Source organism: Pantoea sp. NPDC088449 (genome assembly GCF_044753225.1).
GTDB lineage: Bacteria > Pseudomonadota > Gammaproteobacteria > Enterobacterales > Enterobacteriaceae > Pantoea > Pantoea floridensis.
Map to the genome: position 1 here is coordinate 2,083,733 of NZ_JBIVMT010000001.1, position 14,577 is coordinate 2,098,309.

The window sequence follows — 14,577 nt, forward strand, 5'->3', positions numbered from 1 at the left end:
TCATTTTGTTTGCTGGTTAATCGCCTCAAGCCGATCGCTTTTAGTGCCCTATTAGCCCTGATCTTGCCGCCATGCCGAAGGCGTAACGCCATGCAGTTGACGGAAGCGGTTACTGAAGTGACTTGATGAGTGGAAACCGCATCGCAACGCGATTTCCGTTAGCGGTAGACGGCTAAATTTCAGCAGCTGCAAAGCGGCATCCATGCGGCGACGCATGACGTATTGATGCGGCGCTTCGCCGACGCTACTACGGAACATACGGGCAAAATGGTATTCACTCAACGCAGCCTCAGAGGCTAATTGCGCCAGTGTTAAAGGTTGTTCGAGCTGCGCGTCGATATAAGCCATTATCCGTCGCAGTACCGCAGGGGCGAGGCCACCGCGCACCTGCGGCGTATGCCACTGCACATCACTGTAGCGCTGTAACAGATGCGTCATCAATAACGTTGAGGTACTGCTCAGCATCAACTGATTGGCTGGCTGCTGCCAGTCGGTGCTTAACAGAAAGTGACGATAGAGCTGCGTGATGCGATCATCAGCGGCAAATACCTTTTCATGCAAATTGAGTTGTGATGGGCTGCGATCCCAAATTTGCTCACCCAGATGGTGGAGATGCTCATCGGTACAGTAAAGATGAACAAAGGAGAGATCGGCACGGATATCCCACACCGATTCTACGCCGCCGGGCATCAGGCAAAAGCGATCTGGTCCACCGCCGTTGCGCCAGCCGTGCTGAGTTTTATGCCATGTTTCATAGCCGTCGGCGGTATACAGGCTCAGCGTATGGTGATTACTGAGGTTAGTGACGCGATCGCCGCTGTTAAACCATGCCGCCAGCTTGATACCGCTCGAAAGCTGTACGCTATCGCGCAGTTGCGCTTTATGCCGCTGTAGCATGTTAAAGGTCTGATAATCGGCCATGGTTCACTATCGCTCGCAGTTGATTAGCGCACAGTGTACGGATCTCAGCAGACAGAGAACAGGCCACGGCAGGACAAGGAAAGAAAAAGCGCAAGATTTTGCAATTGTCTCGCAAAAGCGTGCAAGCCGACGATGAGCATTCGCGCCACACTGCGGGCCAGTTCTTGCCGGAGAGTTTGTGATGAATTTAATGTTGTATCTTGCCGTTGTGATGATTTGGGGCACTACCTGGATCGCCATTTTCTTGCAGCAGGAAGCGGCTGAAACACCGGTATTGGTGGCGGTGTTTTGGCGGTTTTTACTGGCTTCACTGGTGATGTTGGCGATATTAAAACTGATGCGCCGCCTGCGCGCGCTCGATAAGCGCGATCACCTCTTTTGCCTGCTACAAGGCTGCTGTGTGTTTGGCTTTAACTTTGTCTGCTTCTACCATGCAGCGGCGTGGATTAGCAGCGGACTGGAGTCGGTCATCTTCTCGATGGCAGTACTTTACAACGCACTCAACAGCTGGATTTTCTTTCGTCAACGCCCTTCGTTTCGTCTACTGCCTGCCGCGGTTCTTGGCCTTGGCGGCATTGTCGCGCTGTTCTGGAATGATATTCAGGCTGCGCATCCCGCCCCGCAACTGTTGTGGGGTGTGGGTTTGAGTGCGCTTGGTACCCTTGGTTTCTCATTCGGAAATATGATTTCCCTGCGTCATCAGCGTCGACAGCGTGATGTGCTCACCACCAACAGCTACGCCATGCTTTACGGCGCGTTGGTGATGGCTGCATTGGCATTACTTAACGGCGACTCGCTGGCTCCAGCGCTGAACGTCCAGTGGCTATCCGCCATGGGCTATCTGGCGATATTCGGTTCAGTGTTGGGATTTGGCGCTTACTTCACGCTGGTGGGTCGTATCGGTGCCAGCCAGGCAGCGTATAGCACGCTACTCTTCCCGTTAGTAGCGCTCACGCTCTCAACCCTTTATGAGGGGTATCATTGGCACAGTAATGCCATTGTAGGCTTAGTCATGATTTTGGCAGGCAATATGGTGATGTTTGTACGCTGGCCGACGCCGAGGCGCTTGCGCCCGGCATGAAAAACGAGAGCGGGCATTGCGCCCGCTCTTTTGTTCCTCTAGCGCCAGCCCTGAACGCCGATATTGAGCTGGTGAGGTTTAGTGATGGCTTTCCTGGCAATCCAGTAAAGCAGGACGCGTTCATCGTCTTTGTCGCGGTCGGCCATTGCCAGTAATTTCAGCGACAATGTGGATTTATTCACTGGTTGATGCTCATCGCTTAACTCGATCACCGCCTGACCGATAATGCAGCAAACCTCATCCTCGCTCGACGTGGATTCATATGCTCGGTCTTTCATATTTCCTCCTCTTGAATGAATTTTAAGCCTGGCAAACATCGCCAGCTTTGCAGGCAATATAGCGCCAAAGATACACCTGCTTACACATGGTTACCCGCAGCAATCGCTACGCTTGAAATGACATCACGATTTGTCATCGCAATGTCATTCATACCCGTTTCGCTGCATTTCATTCCCTTGTCTTGTCTCTTCGCGCCAATGCCCACCCCGCACGCGCGAAGGCACTTTATTATCGCCTCAGATTCCGCATTCTCGAATGAGAGACAAAAATGAAAACAGCAACCAACGCGAATTACCAACGTACTCGCATACTTACTCTAATCGGCACCATTATCACTCAGTTCGCTTTGGGCTCGGTTTACACCTGGAGCCTGTTTAACGGTCAGCTGGCACAGAAACTGGATGCGCCTATCAGCCAGGTGGCCTTCTCGTTCGGATTGCTCAGTCTTGGCCTGGCAATCGCATCATCACTGGCCGGGAAGTTGCAAGAACGTTTTGGCGTGCGCAACGTAACCATCGGCGCAGGTATTCTCATGGCGGTAGGGTTCTGGCTGACAGCTCATGCCGACAATCTGATGATGCTGTACCTCAGCGCCGGTATCCTGGTTGGACTCGCAGATGGTGCCGGTTATTTGATGACACTATCAAACTGCGTGAAATGGTTCCCTGAGCGCAAAGGACTGATTTCTGCCTGCTCTATTGGTGCATACGGATTAGGAAGTCTTGGTTTCAAATTTATTTGCGGTGCGCTGCTCAGCACTCAAGGCCTCGAAAACACCTTCATGATTTGGGGTGTCCTGGCCATGAGTATGATCATTTTCGGTGCGCTGATGATGCGTGATGCGCCCATGCAGAAAAGTGGTGGCAACGCGCTGCTTGAGGCAAAAGATTATACCCTCGCACAGTCGATGCGCTTACCGCAGTATTGGATGCTGGCGCTGATGTTCCTGACGGCTTGCATGAGCGGTTTGTACGTCATTGGCGTGGCGAAAGATATCGGCGAGGGCATGGTACATCTTAGCGCGCAGACAGCAGCGAATGCGGTGACGGTGATTGCAATAGCCAATCTCAGTGGTCGTCTTATTCTTGGTGTGCTTTCGGACAAAATGGCGCGTATTCGTGTGATTACGCTCGCGCAGATTGTCTCCCTGGCAGGTATGAGTATTCTGCTGTTCACTCACATGAATGAAACCACCTTCTTCCTGTCATTAGCCTGCGTCGCCTTTAGCTTTGGCGGTACCATCACCGTATTCCCGTCACTGGTGAGCGATTTCTTTGGGCTCAATAACCTGACCAAGAACTATGGCTTAATCTACCTCGGCTTCGGTATCGGCAGCGTACTGGGTTCTTTGGTCGCCTCTGCGTTCGGTGGTTTTACCGTCACCTTCAGCCTGATTATGACCTTGCTGGTGATTTCACTGGTCCTGTCGCTCAGCATCCGTCTGCCAAATCGTCAAACCGTGGCAGAACCTTTATTGAATAATTAACCCTATCGGACTGCCGCTTTATTCGGCGGCAGTCATTCTCTTCACCATTTATCCACAATACACTTTTATTAAGACCCTCAATTATTCACCCTTGCCTTTCGGAATAATCGCGTTATTATTATCAGGCATTCGGTCTATTCCGATTGGTTTATTTTAGCGTCCGCCATTTTTAGCATTTAATTGACACACTCCGTAATACATCCAGTAATAACTCTACATTTCCTGCATCTTCACTCCACTATTCCACTGTAATCTGGCGACATTGGAACAGAGGAGGACTCTCCATGAAAAAGCTCATTAAGGTTGCGTCAGTGGTAGCCATTATGACGATGTTAAGTGGCTGTATTATCGATCACGGTCGCGGCGGTCCTGGTTGGGGCCATAACGGAGGTGGAGGCTGGCATCATGGGCATGGCGGTTATGGACACCGCAGATAGTTGGGCAAAGCACACACAGCAAATAATAAGAAAATGAAAAGGGCGGGAATTATCCCGCCCTATTTTTTTAGCTTTTTACCGCATAATTGCATTGATACCAGGCTTTCTTTAATCCGGGCAAATGGCTTTTTTGCGCAGGCAATGATTCCACTTTGTCAAAACCCCGCTGACTACAATAATTTGCCAGGTCAATTTCCATGGCATCTTTATTAAGCTTTTGCGGATCGTAGCGATACTGTACGGTATTTGAACTGATATCTTCATCCACGCGCTCAAATCCTCCCGGCTTGCTGACACTGCACCCGGCCAACATAAAAAGCGCCAAAGCGCTAACAAACACTTTTTTCATTAGGATGTCCTCTCAAGCGTCGCAGTCTAAAATGCAACGCCGCGCTCATCTATAGGAGTAAAGCGCGAAATGTCTGGTTACTGCGAAGTTTTTGCCAATCAAATCAATAAAACCAAACGGTTTTGCTTATCACACCACCGGTGCGATGATGCCCTCAGACAAAACGACGTCTGCACCACACCAGGTGATTACATAAAAATGATACGGAAAGTGACCTTTATGCCCGCGCTGAGCGGGCTTTTTTTTGCCCGCTAACCGGTAAGGCTGACCATCTTACGCAAAAGATTGGCGGCCTGTTTGTCAGGCAATGCGAGAATGCCGTTATAGAGATCGATCGACATCGCACACATCGCATCGCGATCGACGGCGGTATCAGCAGGCATATTGAGTTGTTGCAGCCTATCGCCCCACTTGCCATACAACTTCTCCACGACGCTTTGCAGATCGCGCTGCGCTGCAGCCTGATCCAGCGGCTGTTCCTGACCGGTGCTCTGCTGAAGCAAGGTTTCAAGTGCCTGAGCGTCTCGCTGATTCAATTCGGGCGACAGCACCTGTTGCAGGTTAACGCCGCCATTCACCTGGGGATAGAGGAAGCGGAAGCAGCGCTGTGGTTCCTGCTGTTGCAGCGCCTGCATCTCTTCAACCGACACGCGCACGTAGTTGAGAATTGCCGCATCGGGAGCACGCGTGAGGCGCTGATTCACCAGATCCATCAACCAACCACGCATATCGCCCAGAGCCTGATCGGCGGGTACGCCTTCCAGCCGCTTATGCAGCAGCTCGCGATTCAGCAGCTGCCACAGCGCGGGTTCCTGAATTTTTAGCAGGCGATAACCGGGCGCGAGGCTGAGCTGAGTCGCGACGTCAGAGACTAACGCCTGCCGCTCCTGTCGCGGATGTAGCCAACTGAACCACAGCAAATTCGCCAGAACGAGCGGCAGCAGAAACAGCAGCACCCCTTGCCAAACGCTGAGCGAGGTGGTGCGCACCAGCAAAATGATAATGATCGCCAGCAGCGCGAAAGCGGCAAGCGTAATAGGAAAAAGCGAGAGCATCGAACGGCGTTAATCCTTACGAACATCAATTAAAACCGGGCAATTGGCGCGCTCAATAACCGCCGCGCTAACCGACCCTTTCAACAGGCGGTTAAACGGCGACAGATGACGCCGTCCCATGATAATCATGCTGGCTTGCAAGAGAGACGATTGCGCAACAATGGTTTCCGCCGCTTCGCCTGCCAGAATTAACCCTTTGGCGGTGACGCCCGCTCGCAGCAAAGGGGCTAACGCATGACGCACCACCATTTCGGCGGTGTTTTGCTCATCTTTCGCCGCGACAAAATCATCAGGATCTTCACCCGCGTCAATCTCAATCGGCTGATTGCATGAGGAATAAGCAGGATCGACGCAGCACAGTACTGTGACCTGAGCCTGTTGTGCCAATGCCTGTTCAATGGTCAACGCAATCACTTTCTCCGCCACCGGTGAGTTATCGATGGCCATCAGCAAGGTTTTCATCAGTTGGTTATCCTTCCACAGCGGTCATTTTGCCAATTTCACGAATCAAGGCATCTTTGCACTTGATGATTTGCTCACGATAGTGCGCTTCGTGTTTATGAAAACGCGCGCTCGGAACCAGCAGCGAAATGGAGAATCGACCAAATAGCGTGTCGATAGCAACCGCCATGGTTGAAACGCCCTCCAGCGTTTCACCGCGGTCGATCGCCAGTCCGCTGCTGCGCACTTCCGCAATTAATGCCAACAATTGTGGCAGCGTTTTCACCGTCATCTCGGTCAACTCTTTATAAGCTTCACCCATCATCACGCGCACATCATCATCGCTTTCCAGCGCCAGCAACGCGCGTCCACCTGAAGTGCTATACAGCGGCAGATTTAAACCGATGCGCGGCACCACGCGTAGTTCACGCGATGCGACAACATAGTGCACGATGGATAACTGCGTTCCGTTAGCGCGCGAAAGCGAGACCGTTTCATTTATCTCTGATGAAAGTTGCTCGAGGAAGGGCCGTACAATATCCACCACGTCGCTGTGTACGCTGGAGATGAGTTTAAGCAACGCAGGCCCGAGGCGTAAACCGCCCGCTCCACTGCTGCGCACCAGCTGCGCACTATCCAGTGCGGCGACGATACGCTGCACAGTGGAGCGCGGCAAATCAACCACCTGTGCGATTTCACCCAAACTCATGCCGCCAGGATGCTCACCCAGCGCATTTAAAATTTTTGCCGCACGTGCGATGACCTGAATACCACCCGCTTTTTCATCCTCACGGCTTGAGGGACGTTCAACCATTTATCTCTTCCTTTTTGGCCTGCCCTACTCTAGCGCGAATGATCGCACTTTTACACCCTGTATCACATTGCAATACAGCATATCGATATGTAATATGCCGCCTGTATCACATTGCAATACACTGCATCAACATTATAACGAGAAGCCTGCTATGAACGCCCAGCCCACTGCGGCTCCGGTGCCCCATCCATTTACCCTGCGCCTGGCGCTGGGACTGGTTGGCGTGCTGATCGCCGCCCTCACTTCAGGATTGAACGATCGCGTCACCGATATCGCGTTAGCCGACATCCGCGCCGCTATCGGCATCAGCTACGACCAGGGAAGCTGGATCATTTCCGCCTACCAGGCCGCTGAAGTGGCGGCAATGATGATTGCGCCCTGGCTAGCCGTCACCTTTTCACTGCGACGCTTTGCGCTCTGCGTCTCTGCAGGCTTTATGCTCAGCGGCCTGCTGCTGCCATTAATGCCTAACGCGCCACTATTTATTGCGCTGCGCGTGGTGCAAGGTTTGTTTGGTGGTGCGCTGCCGCCGATGCTGATGACCGTCGCGCTACGCTTCCTGCCGCCGCCAATCAAACTTTATGGTTTAGCGGGCTATGCGCTGACCGCGACTTTTGGTCCGAATATGGCGGCCTCGCTGGCAGCCTTCTGGACCGATGAGGTCAGCTGGCTGTTTGTATTCTGGCAAGTTGTTCCCGCCATGCTCATCGCCATGCTGCTGATTGGCTGGGGCTTGCCGCAGGATCCGCTGCGCCTTGAGCGTTTCAAACAGATCGATCTTTTCGGCATGATTACCGGCTGCAGCGGCATGGCGCTGTTAATTTTGGCACTGACGCAGGGCGAGCGGCTCGATTGGCTCGAATCGCCGTTATTCTGCGCCCTATTATTCAGCGCGCTGGCGTTGCTGACTGTTTTCTTTATTAATGAATGGTTTCACCCGCTGCCGCTGTTCAAATTGCAAATGCTGGGCAGGCGCAACCTCGCGCATGGGCTGCTGGTGCTGGCAGGCGTGTTGATTCTTTCCCTGTCGGGTTCAGCGCTGCCTTCGGCCTATCTGGCGCAGGTGCAGGGTTTTCGCACGCTGCAATTTGCACCGCTGGCGTTAACCATTGGCTTACCGCAGTTGCTCATAGCGCCGTTCCTTGCCGCACTGCTGAATATTCGCTGGGTCGATTGCCGTTGGATGCTCACGGCGGGTGTCGCGCTACTGGTGACGTCCTGCTTGCTGGGCATGCACATTACCACCGACTGGGCACGCCAGAATTTCTGGCTGATTCAGATTCTGCAGGCTTTCGGTCAGCCAATGGTGATTTTACCGGTGTTGATGAGCGCCACCAGCGTGGTCGCACCGCCGGAAGGCCCTTTTGCTTCAGCGATGTTCAATACCGTGCGCGGCTTCTCCAGCATCGCGGCTGGTACGCTGGTTGAATGGTTTATCAGCCACCGCGAACAGTTTCACTCCAATGTGCTGATCAATAACGCCACCGGCCGCGCATGGCTGATGACCGCCCCTGACAGCACGCAGTCCAGCAGCAGTTTCCCCCTGCTGCCTGACGGTAGTGCCAGCAGCGCAGAAAACCTGAGCGGCTTTGCCACCTTACTGAAACACCAGGCGATGGTGCTTAGCCTGAGCGATTGCTATCAGATGCTGATTGCATTCGCCGCCCTGCTTTTACTGTTAACCGCCTGGCTGCCAAAACGCGTCTGGCCGCCACAAACGTTGATTCAACCTGTAACGACGACGTCGGGATAATTGCTATGCAAGCTTTTGCTATGAAAAGAACGGTGCTGTTAAGCGCCTTGTTACTGGTGCTGTTGGCGATAGCCTTTTTTGTCTGGTCCACCATGACCGGCAACGATCGCCGCACCACCGATGCTTACGTTAATGCCGATTACACGCTGGTTGCACCGAAAGTCTCCGGCTATATCGCCAGCGTCAATGTGCAGGATAACCAGCGGGTTAAGGCTGGGGAATTGCTGGCGACGCTCGACGATCGCGATTACCGCGTGGCGCTTGAAACCGCGCAGGCCAATTTGCAGGTTAGCGAGGCGAAACGCCTGAGCAGCCAGGCGCAGCTTGAACAGCAACAATCCACTATTGAGCAGGCGAAAGCGACCGTGGCGGCAAATCAGGCTTCCGCCCAGTACGCTGGACAAAGCGCCGCACGTTACAACCAGCTGTATAAAAATGGCACCATTGCGGCAGACGACCAGCAAAAAGCCAGTTCGACACAGCGTTCGGCATCCGCCACCGTCCGTCAAAGTGAAGCCGCGTTAGCGTCTGCGATTAAGCAGGTTGGCGTACTGCAGGCAGCCGTACGACAGGCGGAAGCGGATGTCACCGCCGCGCAGGCTAGCGTCGATCAGGCAAAGCTAAACCTTTCCTACACGCGCATTACGGCGCCAGTCGATGGCATGGTGGGTCAGCGTTCGGTGCGTCTGGGCGCCTATGTCAGCGCCGGTACGCGCTTGCTGGCCGTTGTTCCGTTACAGCAAACCTATATCACCGCCAATTATCTGGAAACGCAGTTGGCAGATGTGCAGCAAGGACAAACGGTGAAGGTTAAGATTGATGCGTTGCCGGGTAAGATTTTTACCGGTCGCGTTGATAGCATTGCACCGGCAACCGGCGCGACCTTTTCGGCGATTGCACCGGACAACGCCACCGGCAATTACACTAAAGTCGTCCAGCGTCTTCCGGTGAAAATCGTGCTGGATGCCAACCAGGCTGACCTGGCCAAACTGCGTGTTGGCATGTCGGCAATACCGGAAATTGAAGCGCGATGAAAATGTGAGCAACTTCTCAGAAGCGCGCTATTTATTTTCCGCAAAATTCCGCGTAAATTAACGATCGATCCTGTTCTGGGCTTGCCTGGAGCGACCTGAGAAGAAAGCGTGTAGCGGTTATGAACTCCACCTTTCTCTTATTCTGTTCGGGTTACGCGGGTTTGGGATCGCCCGCTGGGTAGCCGCTCAGAGGAGTTGTTTTGTGAGATACGCTTTGATGGGAATTTCTTTCTTCCTATTGCTTTGGGTCGGTACCTTCGTACTGATGCTGTAGAGCCGCCAGGCGGGGCGACGCGCAGTCGCCCCACTCAGCGCTTATTCCTCTTCTTCCAGTGCTTTCACCGTTCCTGGCAAAATGCCGTCGGCGCGGAACATCGCTTTAATGCCACGCACCGCCTGACGAATACGATCGCTGTTTTCAATAAGCGCGAAACGCACGTGAGTATCACCATAATCCCCAAAACCGATGCCCGGAGAGACGCACACTTTAGCTTCCTGCAGCAATAATTTAGCAAACTCCAGCGAGCCAAGATGCGCGTAGTGATCGGGGATTTTTGCCCAGACGTACATTGATGCCTTGGGCAAATCGACCATCCAGCCCGCTTCATGTAAGCCCTTCACTAACACATCGCGACGGCGTTTATACTGCTCGGCGATGTCGCGCACGCACTGCTGGTCGCCTTCCAGCGCTGCAATCGCGGCCACCTGCAGTGGCGTAAACGTGCCGTAATCGTGATAGCTCTTAATACGTGCCAGCGCCGCAACCAGCTCTTTATTACCGACCATAAAGCCAATACGCCAGCCCGCCATGTTGTAGCTTTTCGACAGGGTAAAGAATTCCACAGCCACATCGCGCGCGCCTGGCACCTGCATAATCGACGGTGCTTTCCAACCATCATAGGTAATGTCGGCATAGGCGAGATCGTGGATGACCAGCACGTTGTACTGCTTCGCCAGCGCAATAACGCGCTCGAAGAAATCCAGCTCAACGCATTGTGAAGTGGGATTCGAAGGGAAGCCGAGGATCATCATTTTCGGCTTCGGATAGCTTTCACGGATCGCGCGCTCCAGCTCGTTGAAGAAATCAACGCCTGCCACCAGCGGTACAGAACGCACCTGCGCACCGGCAATCACCGCGCCGTAAATATGAATGGGATAGCTCGGGTTCGGCACCAGCACGGTGTCGCCGTGATCGAGCGTGGCCAGCATTAAGTGTGCCAGGCCCTCTTTGGAACCGATGGTGACAATCGCTTCTGATTCCGGATCGATTTCAACCTGATAGCGATCGGCGTACCAGCGCGAAATTGCGCGACGTAAACGCGGAATACCTTTCGAGGTTGAATAACCGTGCGTGTCTTCTCGCTGCGCCACCTGGCAAAGTTTTTCGACGATATGCGGCGGCGTTGGGCCATCCGGATTACCCATCGAAAAATCGATGATGTCTTCACCGCGCCGACGCGCAGCCATCTTCAATTCAGCGGTAATGTTAAAAACATACGGGGGAAGGCGTTCAATACGCGAGAAACGACGGGGTGTGCTGTTATCAGCCATGATATCCTCTGGATTACGTAAGCGCCCGGACCGTCCGAGCGACGTGGGTCATTGTGTTGACCGCACCAAGAACATAACGCGCTGATAACAAGATTGTCGAGAGCAGAATAAAATAATTTTAATTATTTGGATTGAGGCGGCCAAACACCCAATCGCTTACCCATTGGCCGTTTAGCAGATAATTATCCCGTAACGTTCCCTCCAGGGCGAAACCATTCTTCTCGAGAATGCGTCGCGACGGCCAATTCCCCTCAATGACCATCGCTTTCAGCTTATGAAATTCTGCCTGGAGCAGAAAGGTACAGAGGGCATCCAGCGCCTCGCTGCCAAAACCGAGACCGGTAAACCGATGGCGCAGCATATAGCCCACTTCGGCCTGCCGATAGGGATGCCACTCCGCGCTACAGCCAAACAGGCCAATGGGTTCGTCCGTTTCTCTGATTCGTGCTACCAGACACAGCATGTGGAAACTACTCGCCTGCCACGGCGCAAGTCGCTCGTTAAAGCGCTGACGAATATCGTTTTCATCAGGAATTTCACTCACCCAGGTCATGGTTGCGGCATCCTCATGCACCGCTTTGAAAATCTGCCAGTCTTCCGGTTGCAGCCGACTAAGGGATAAACGTGGGGTGAGTAATTGCATGGCTGAGCTCCGCTTTTTTGCATACGGCAACATAGCAAACCGACCTGCTGACAACCAGCGATCGGCGCACGGTTTCGCTAATCCTCTTTTTACTACTCAACTTTTCCTCTTTTTACCGGGATTGCCTGGTCGCCATGAATGGCGACCTTATGGAACGGAGCAGGTAGGGGCGCCATTTAGGGCGACCGAAGCGGCATAAATTGATCCTGGCTACGAGAAAGGTCTGTTGATTGTCGTGGTGCTGGCGGATCGCGATCACATTTTTTATCATACCTTTTTCTTTCCTGCCTGAGAGATGCCCTTGCTTTCCCACTTCGACATGCTGCTGGCGGTGTTTGACCGTGCGGCGCTGATGCTGATTTGCCTGTTCTTCCTCACGCGCACACGTGTGTTTCGTCAACTGCTGCAAAAAGATGAGCATTCAGTGCGTGAAAAGGTGGTAGTAACGGCCATTTTCTCGCTGTTCGCGCTGTTCAGCACCTGGTCCGGCATTAATGTCGACGGCTCGCTGCTTAATGTGCGAGTGATTGCGGTGATGTCCGGCGGCATCCTGTTTGGTCCCTGGGTGGGCATCGCCACCGGCTTAATTGCCGGCGTACATCGCTATCTGATTGATATGGATGGCATTACAGCCATACCTTGTTTGATCACCAGCATTATTGCTGGAGTGGCTTCAGGCGTGATCAATCAGCGCGTTAGTAAAGAGCAACGCTGGCGTGCCGGGATTATCGGCGGCATGCTGTGTGAAAGTTTGACCATGCTGCTAATTGTACTGTGGGCCAAGCCCATGGCGCTGGGTCTTACCATTGTTTATGAAATTGCTATGCCGATGATCCTCGGCGCATCAAGTATTGGTTTGATTGTGCTGCTGGTACAAAGCGTCGAAGGTGAAAGAGAGGCGATTGCTGCACGTCAGGCTAAGCTGGCATTGGAAATCGCCAACAAAACACTGCCGCTGTTCCGTCAGGTTGATAGCCAGTCGATGCATAAAGTATGCGATATCATTCGTACCGACATTCATGCCGATGCGGTCGCCATCACCGATAACAAGCAGATTTTAGCCTACGTTGGCTACGGCGAGCAGAACTATCACAACGGTGACGATGCGATTAGCCCCACCACCGCGCAGGCGATCTCCAGCGGCAAAATTATCATTAAGAATAACGATGAGGCGCACCGTACCAAAGATATTCACTCGATGCTGGTTATTCCCCTTTGGGAAAAAGGGGAAGTGACCGGGACCTTAAAAATCTATTATCGTCGCGCACATCGCATCACCGGTTCGTTAAAAGAGATGGCGATTGGGCTTTCGCAAATTATCTCAACGCAGCTGGAAGTGTCACGCGCTGAGCAGCTACGCGAGATGGCAAACAAGGCTGAATTACGCGCGTTGCAAAGTAAAATTAACCCGCATTTCCTGTTTAACGCCCTCAACGCTATCTCATCCTCGATTCGCCTCAATCCAGATACGGCGCGCCAGCTGGTGATTAATTTGTCACGTTATTTACGCTACAACCTCGAACTCAACGATGATGAACTTATCGATATCAAGAAAGAGCTGTGGCAGGTAAAGGATTATATCGCCATTGAACAGGCGCGCTTCGGCGATAAGTTGACGATGATTTATGACGTGGATGAGGATCTCCATTTCACGCTGCCAAGCCTGCTAATTCAGCCACTGGTGGAGAATGCCATCGTGCACGGTATTCAGCCTTGTCGCGGCAAGGGCGTAGTAACGCTGAGCGTGAAAGATTTGGGCGACCAGGTCCGCGTGGCGGTGCGCGATACGGGCGCAGGGATCAGTGACGATGTGATGAACCGCGTGGCACGTAATGAGATGCCCGGCAACAAAATTGGCCTGTTAAATGTCCATCATCGGGTGAAATTACTCTCCGGACAGGGTTTGAGCATTAGCCGCCATAATCCCGGGACAGAAATCGCCTTTACCCTGAGCAAAAATGGTCAGCTGCTCCCTGCTCCGTTACGCCATACCATGGAAACCTCTGCGTGAAAGCCATCATCGTTGAAGACGAGTTTCTCGCCCAGCAGGAGTTGAGCTGGATGATTCAGCAGCACAGTAACATCAGCGTTGAAGCCTGCTTTGATGATGGGCTCGAAGTGCTGAAGTACCTGCAAAATCATCGGGTAGATGTCATTTTCCTCGACATCAATATTCCGTCGCTCGATGGCATGCTGCTGGCGCAAAACATCAATCAGTTTGCCCATAAGCCGCTGATTGTGTTTATCACTGCATGGAAAGAACATGCGGTAGAAGCGTTTGAGCTGGACGCCTTTGACTACATTCTTAAGCCGTATCACGAATCACGTATCGTGACGATGCTGAGTAAGCTTGAAGCCAGCGTACAGCAGCAATCTCAGCCTAATAACCCCTCGGCCAGCACCCCGCAAACCGTCAATCTGATCAAAGATGAGCGCATTATCGTCACCGATATCAACGAGATCTACTATGTTGAGGCTCACGAGAAGCTAACGTTTGTTTATACGCGGCGCGAGGCTTATGTGATGTCGATGGTAATCAGTGAATTCTGTAGCCGTTTGCCGGAGCAGCAGTTCTTCCGCTGCCACCGCTCTTATTGCGTTAATCTCAGCAAAATACGCGAGATCGAACCCTGGTTTAACAATACTTATTTGGTGAAGTTACGTGATTTGGATGCGCAGGTGCCGGTGAGTCGCAGCAAGGTGAAAGCCTTTCGGCAGTTGATGAGGTTATAA

Annotated in this window: 15 protein-coding genes; 7 read left to right on the forward strand and 8 right to left on the reverse strand. The window is 52.9% G+C overall.

What is annotated here, in order from left to right; genetic code table 11:
• Positions 1-51: 51 nt before the first annotated feature.
• Positions 52-921, reverse strand: a complete 870-nt coding sequence (locus ACIP6T_RS09940; RefSeq protein ID WP_400456710.1) for a helix-turn-helix domain-containing protein — start codon at positions 919-921, stop codon at positions 52-54.
• A gap of 181 nt (positions 922-1,102) precedes the next feature.
• Here ACIP6T_RS09940 and ACIP6T_RS09945 point away from each other — a divergent pair, with 181 nt between their 5' ends.
• Complete coding sequence (locus tag ACIP6T_RS09945; protein WP_400456712.1) at positions 1,103-2,002, forward strand: DMT family transporter; 900 nt, start codon at positions 1,103-1,105, stop codon at positions 2,000-2,002.
• A 38-nt stretch (positions 2,003-2,040) separates the two neighbouring features.
• Here ACIP6T_RS09945 and ACIP6T_RS09950 read toward each other — a convergent pair whose 3' ends face one another.
• Positions 2,041-2,280 carry a hypothetical protein gene (locus ACIP6T_RS09950; RefSeq protein WP_097096538.1) on the reverse strand — a complete coding sequence of 80 codons (240 nt, stop codon included), beginning with the start codon at positions 2,278-2,280 and terminating at the stop codon, positions 2,041-2,043.
• A gap of 269 nt (positions 2,281-2,549) precedes the next feature.
• On the opposite strand from ACIP6T_RS09950, the gene ACIP6T_RS09955 reads away from it, so the two are divergent.
• Positions 2,550-3,767, forward strand: a complete 1,218-nt coding sequence (locus ACIP6T_RS09955; RefSeq protein ID WP_345828849.1) for an MFS transporter — start codon at positions 2,550-2,552, stop codon at positions 3,765-3,767.
• Positions 3,768-4,271: 504 nt separating this feature from the next.
• Here ACIP6T_RS09955 and ACIP6T_RS09960 read toward each other — a convergent pair.
• The 4 genes from ACIP6T_RS09960 to ACIP6T_RS09975 form a co-directional block, all read right to left on the reverse strand.
• Positions 4,272-4,553: a membrane lipoprotein lipid attachment site-containing protein gene (locus tag ACIP6T_RS09960; protein WP_097096536.1), complete on the reverse strand. Its 282-nt coding sequence runs from the start codon at positions 4,551-4,553 to the stop codon at positions 4,272-4,274.
• Positions 4,554-4,804: 251 nt separating this feature from the next.
• On the reverse strand, positions 4,805-5,608 hold the full coding sequence (locus tag ACIP6T_RS09965) for a hypothetical protein (protein ID WP_400456715.1): 804 nt from the start codon (positions 5,606-5,608) through the stop codon (positions 4,805-4,807).
• A 9-nt stretch (positions 5,609-5,617) separates the two neighbouring features.
• Positions 5,618-6,070 (reverse strand): universal stress protein, encoded by a 453-nt coding sequence (locus ACIP6T_RS09970; protein WP_097096534.1) that lies wholly within the window; start codon positions 6,068-6,070, stop codon positions 5,618-5,620.
• A 7-nt stretch (positions 6,071-6,077) separates the two neighbouring features.
• The gene (locus ACIP6T_RS09975; protein ID WP_097096533.1) at positions 6,078-6,863 is read right to left on the reverse strand and encodes an IclR family transcriptional regulator; all 786 of its coding nucleotides are present in this window, start codon (positions 6,861-6,863) and stop codon (positions 6,078-6,080) included.
• 151 nt (positions 6,864-7,014) lie between these two features.
• Here ACIP6T_RS09975 and ACIP6T_RS09980 point away from each other — a divergent pair, with 151 nt between their 5' ends.
• The 3 genes from ACIP6T_RS09980 to ypdK all read left to right on the forward strand — a co-directional run bounded on the left by ACIP6T_RS09980 (position 7,015) and on the right by ypdK (position 9,924).
• Entirely contained in the window at positions 7,015-8,616 is a 1,602-nt protein-coding gene (locus ACIP6T_RS09980) for an MFS transporter (RefSeq protein WP_097096532.1), read from the forward strand.
• A 5-nt stretch (positions 8,617-8,621) separates the two neighbouring features.
• The gene (locus ACIP6T_RS09985) at positions 8,622-9,650 is read left to right on the forward strand and encodes an HlyD family secretion protein (protein ID WP_097096531.1); all 1,029 of its coding nucleotides are present in this window, start codon (positions 8,622-8,624) and stop codon (positions 9,648-9,650) included.
• A gap of 202 nt (positions 9,651-9,852) precedes the next feature.
• A complete protein-coding gene (ypdK, locus tag ACIP6T_RS09990; protein WP_099686956.1) occupies positions 9,853-9,924 on the forward strand; it encodes a membrane protein YpdK in 72 nt (23 codons plus the stop codon).
• A gap of 41 nt (positions 9,925-9,965) precedes the next feature.
• Here ypdK and alaC read toward each other — a convergent pair whose 3' ends face one another.
• Together alaC and ACIP6T_RS10000 are read right to left on the reverse strand one after the other, a co-directional pair.
• Positions 9,966-11,201, reverse strand: a complete 1,236-nt coding sequence (gene alaC / locus ACIP6T_RS09995; protein WP_097096530.1) for an alanine transaminase — start codon at positions 11,199-11,201, stop codon at positions 9,966-9,968.
• Between the two features lie 118 nt (positions 11,202-11,319).
• Entirely contained in the window at positions 11,320-11,844 is a 525-nt protein-coding gene (locus tag ACIP6T_RS10000) for a GNAT family N-acetyltransferase (RefSeq protein WP_400456719.1), read from the reverse strand.
• Between the two features lie 319 nt (positions 11,845-12,163).
• On the opposite strand from ACIP6T_RS10000, the gene ACIP6T_RS10005 reads away from it, so the two are divergent.
• Together ACIP6T_RS10005 and ACIP6T_RS10010 are read left to right on the forward strand one after the other, a co-directional pair.
• Complete coding sequence (locus ACIP6T_RS10005) at positions 12,164-13,855, forward strand: LytS/YhcK type 5TM receptor domain-containing protein (RefSeq protein ID WP_400457118.1); 1,692 nt, start codon at positions 12,164-12,166, stop codon at positions 13,853-13,855.
• The gene (locus ACIP6T_RS10010; RefSeq protein WP_345828839.1) at positions 13,852-14,577 is read left to right on the forward strand and encodes a LytTR family DNA-binding domain-containing protein; all 726 of its coding nucleotides are present in this window, start codon (positions 13,852-13,854) and stop codon (positions 14,575-14,577) included. The genes ACIP6T_RS10005 and ACIP6T_RS10010 overlap by 4 nt, the downstream gene beginning before the upstream one ends.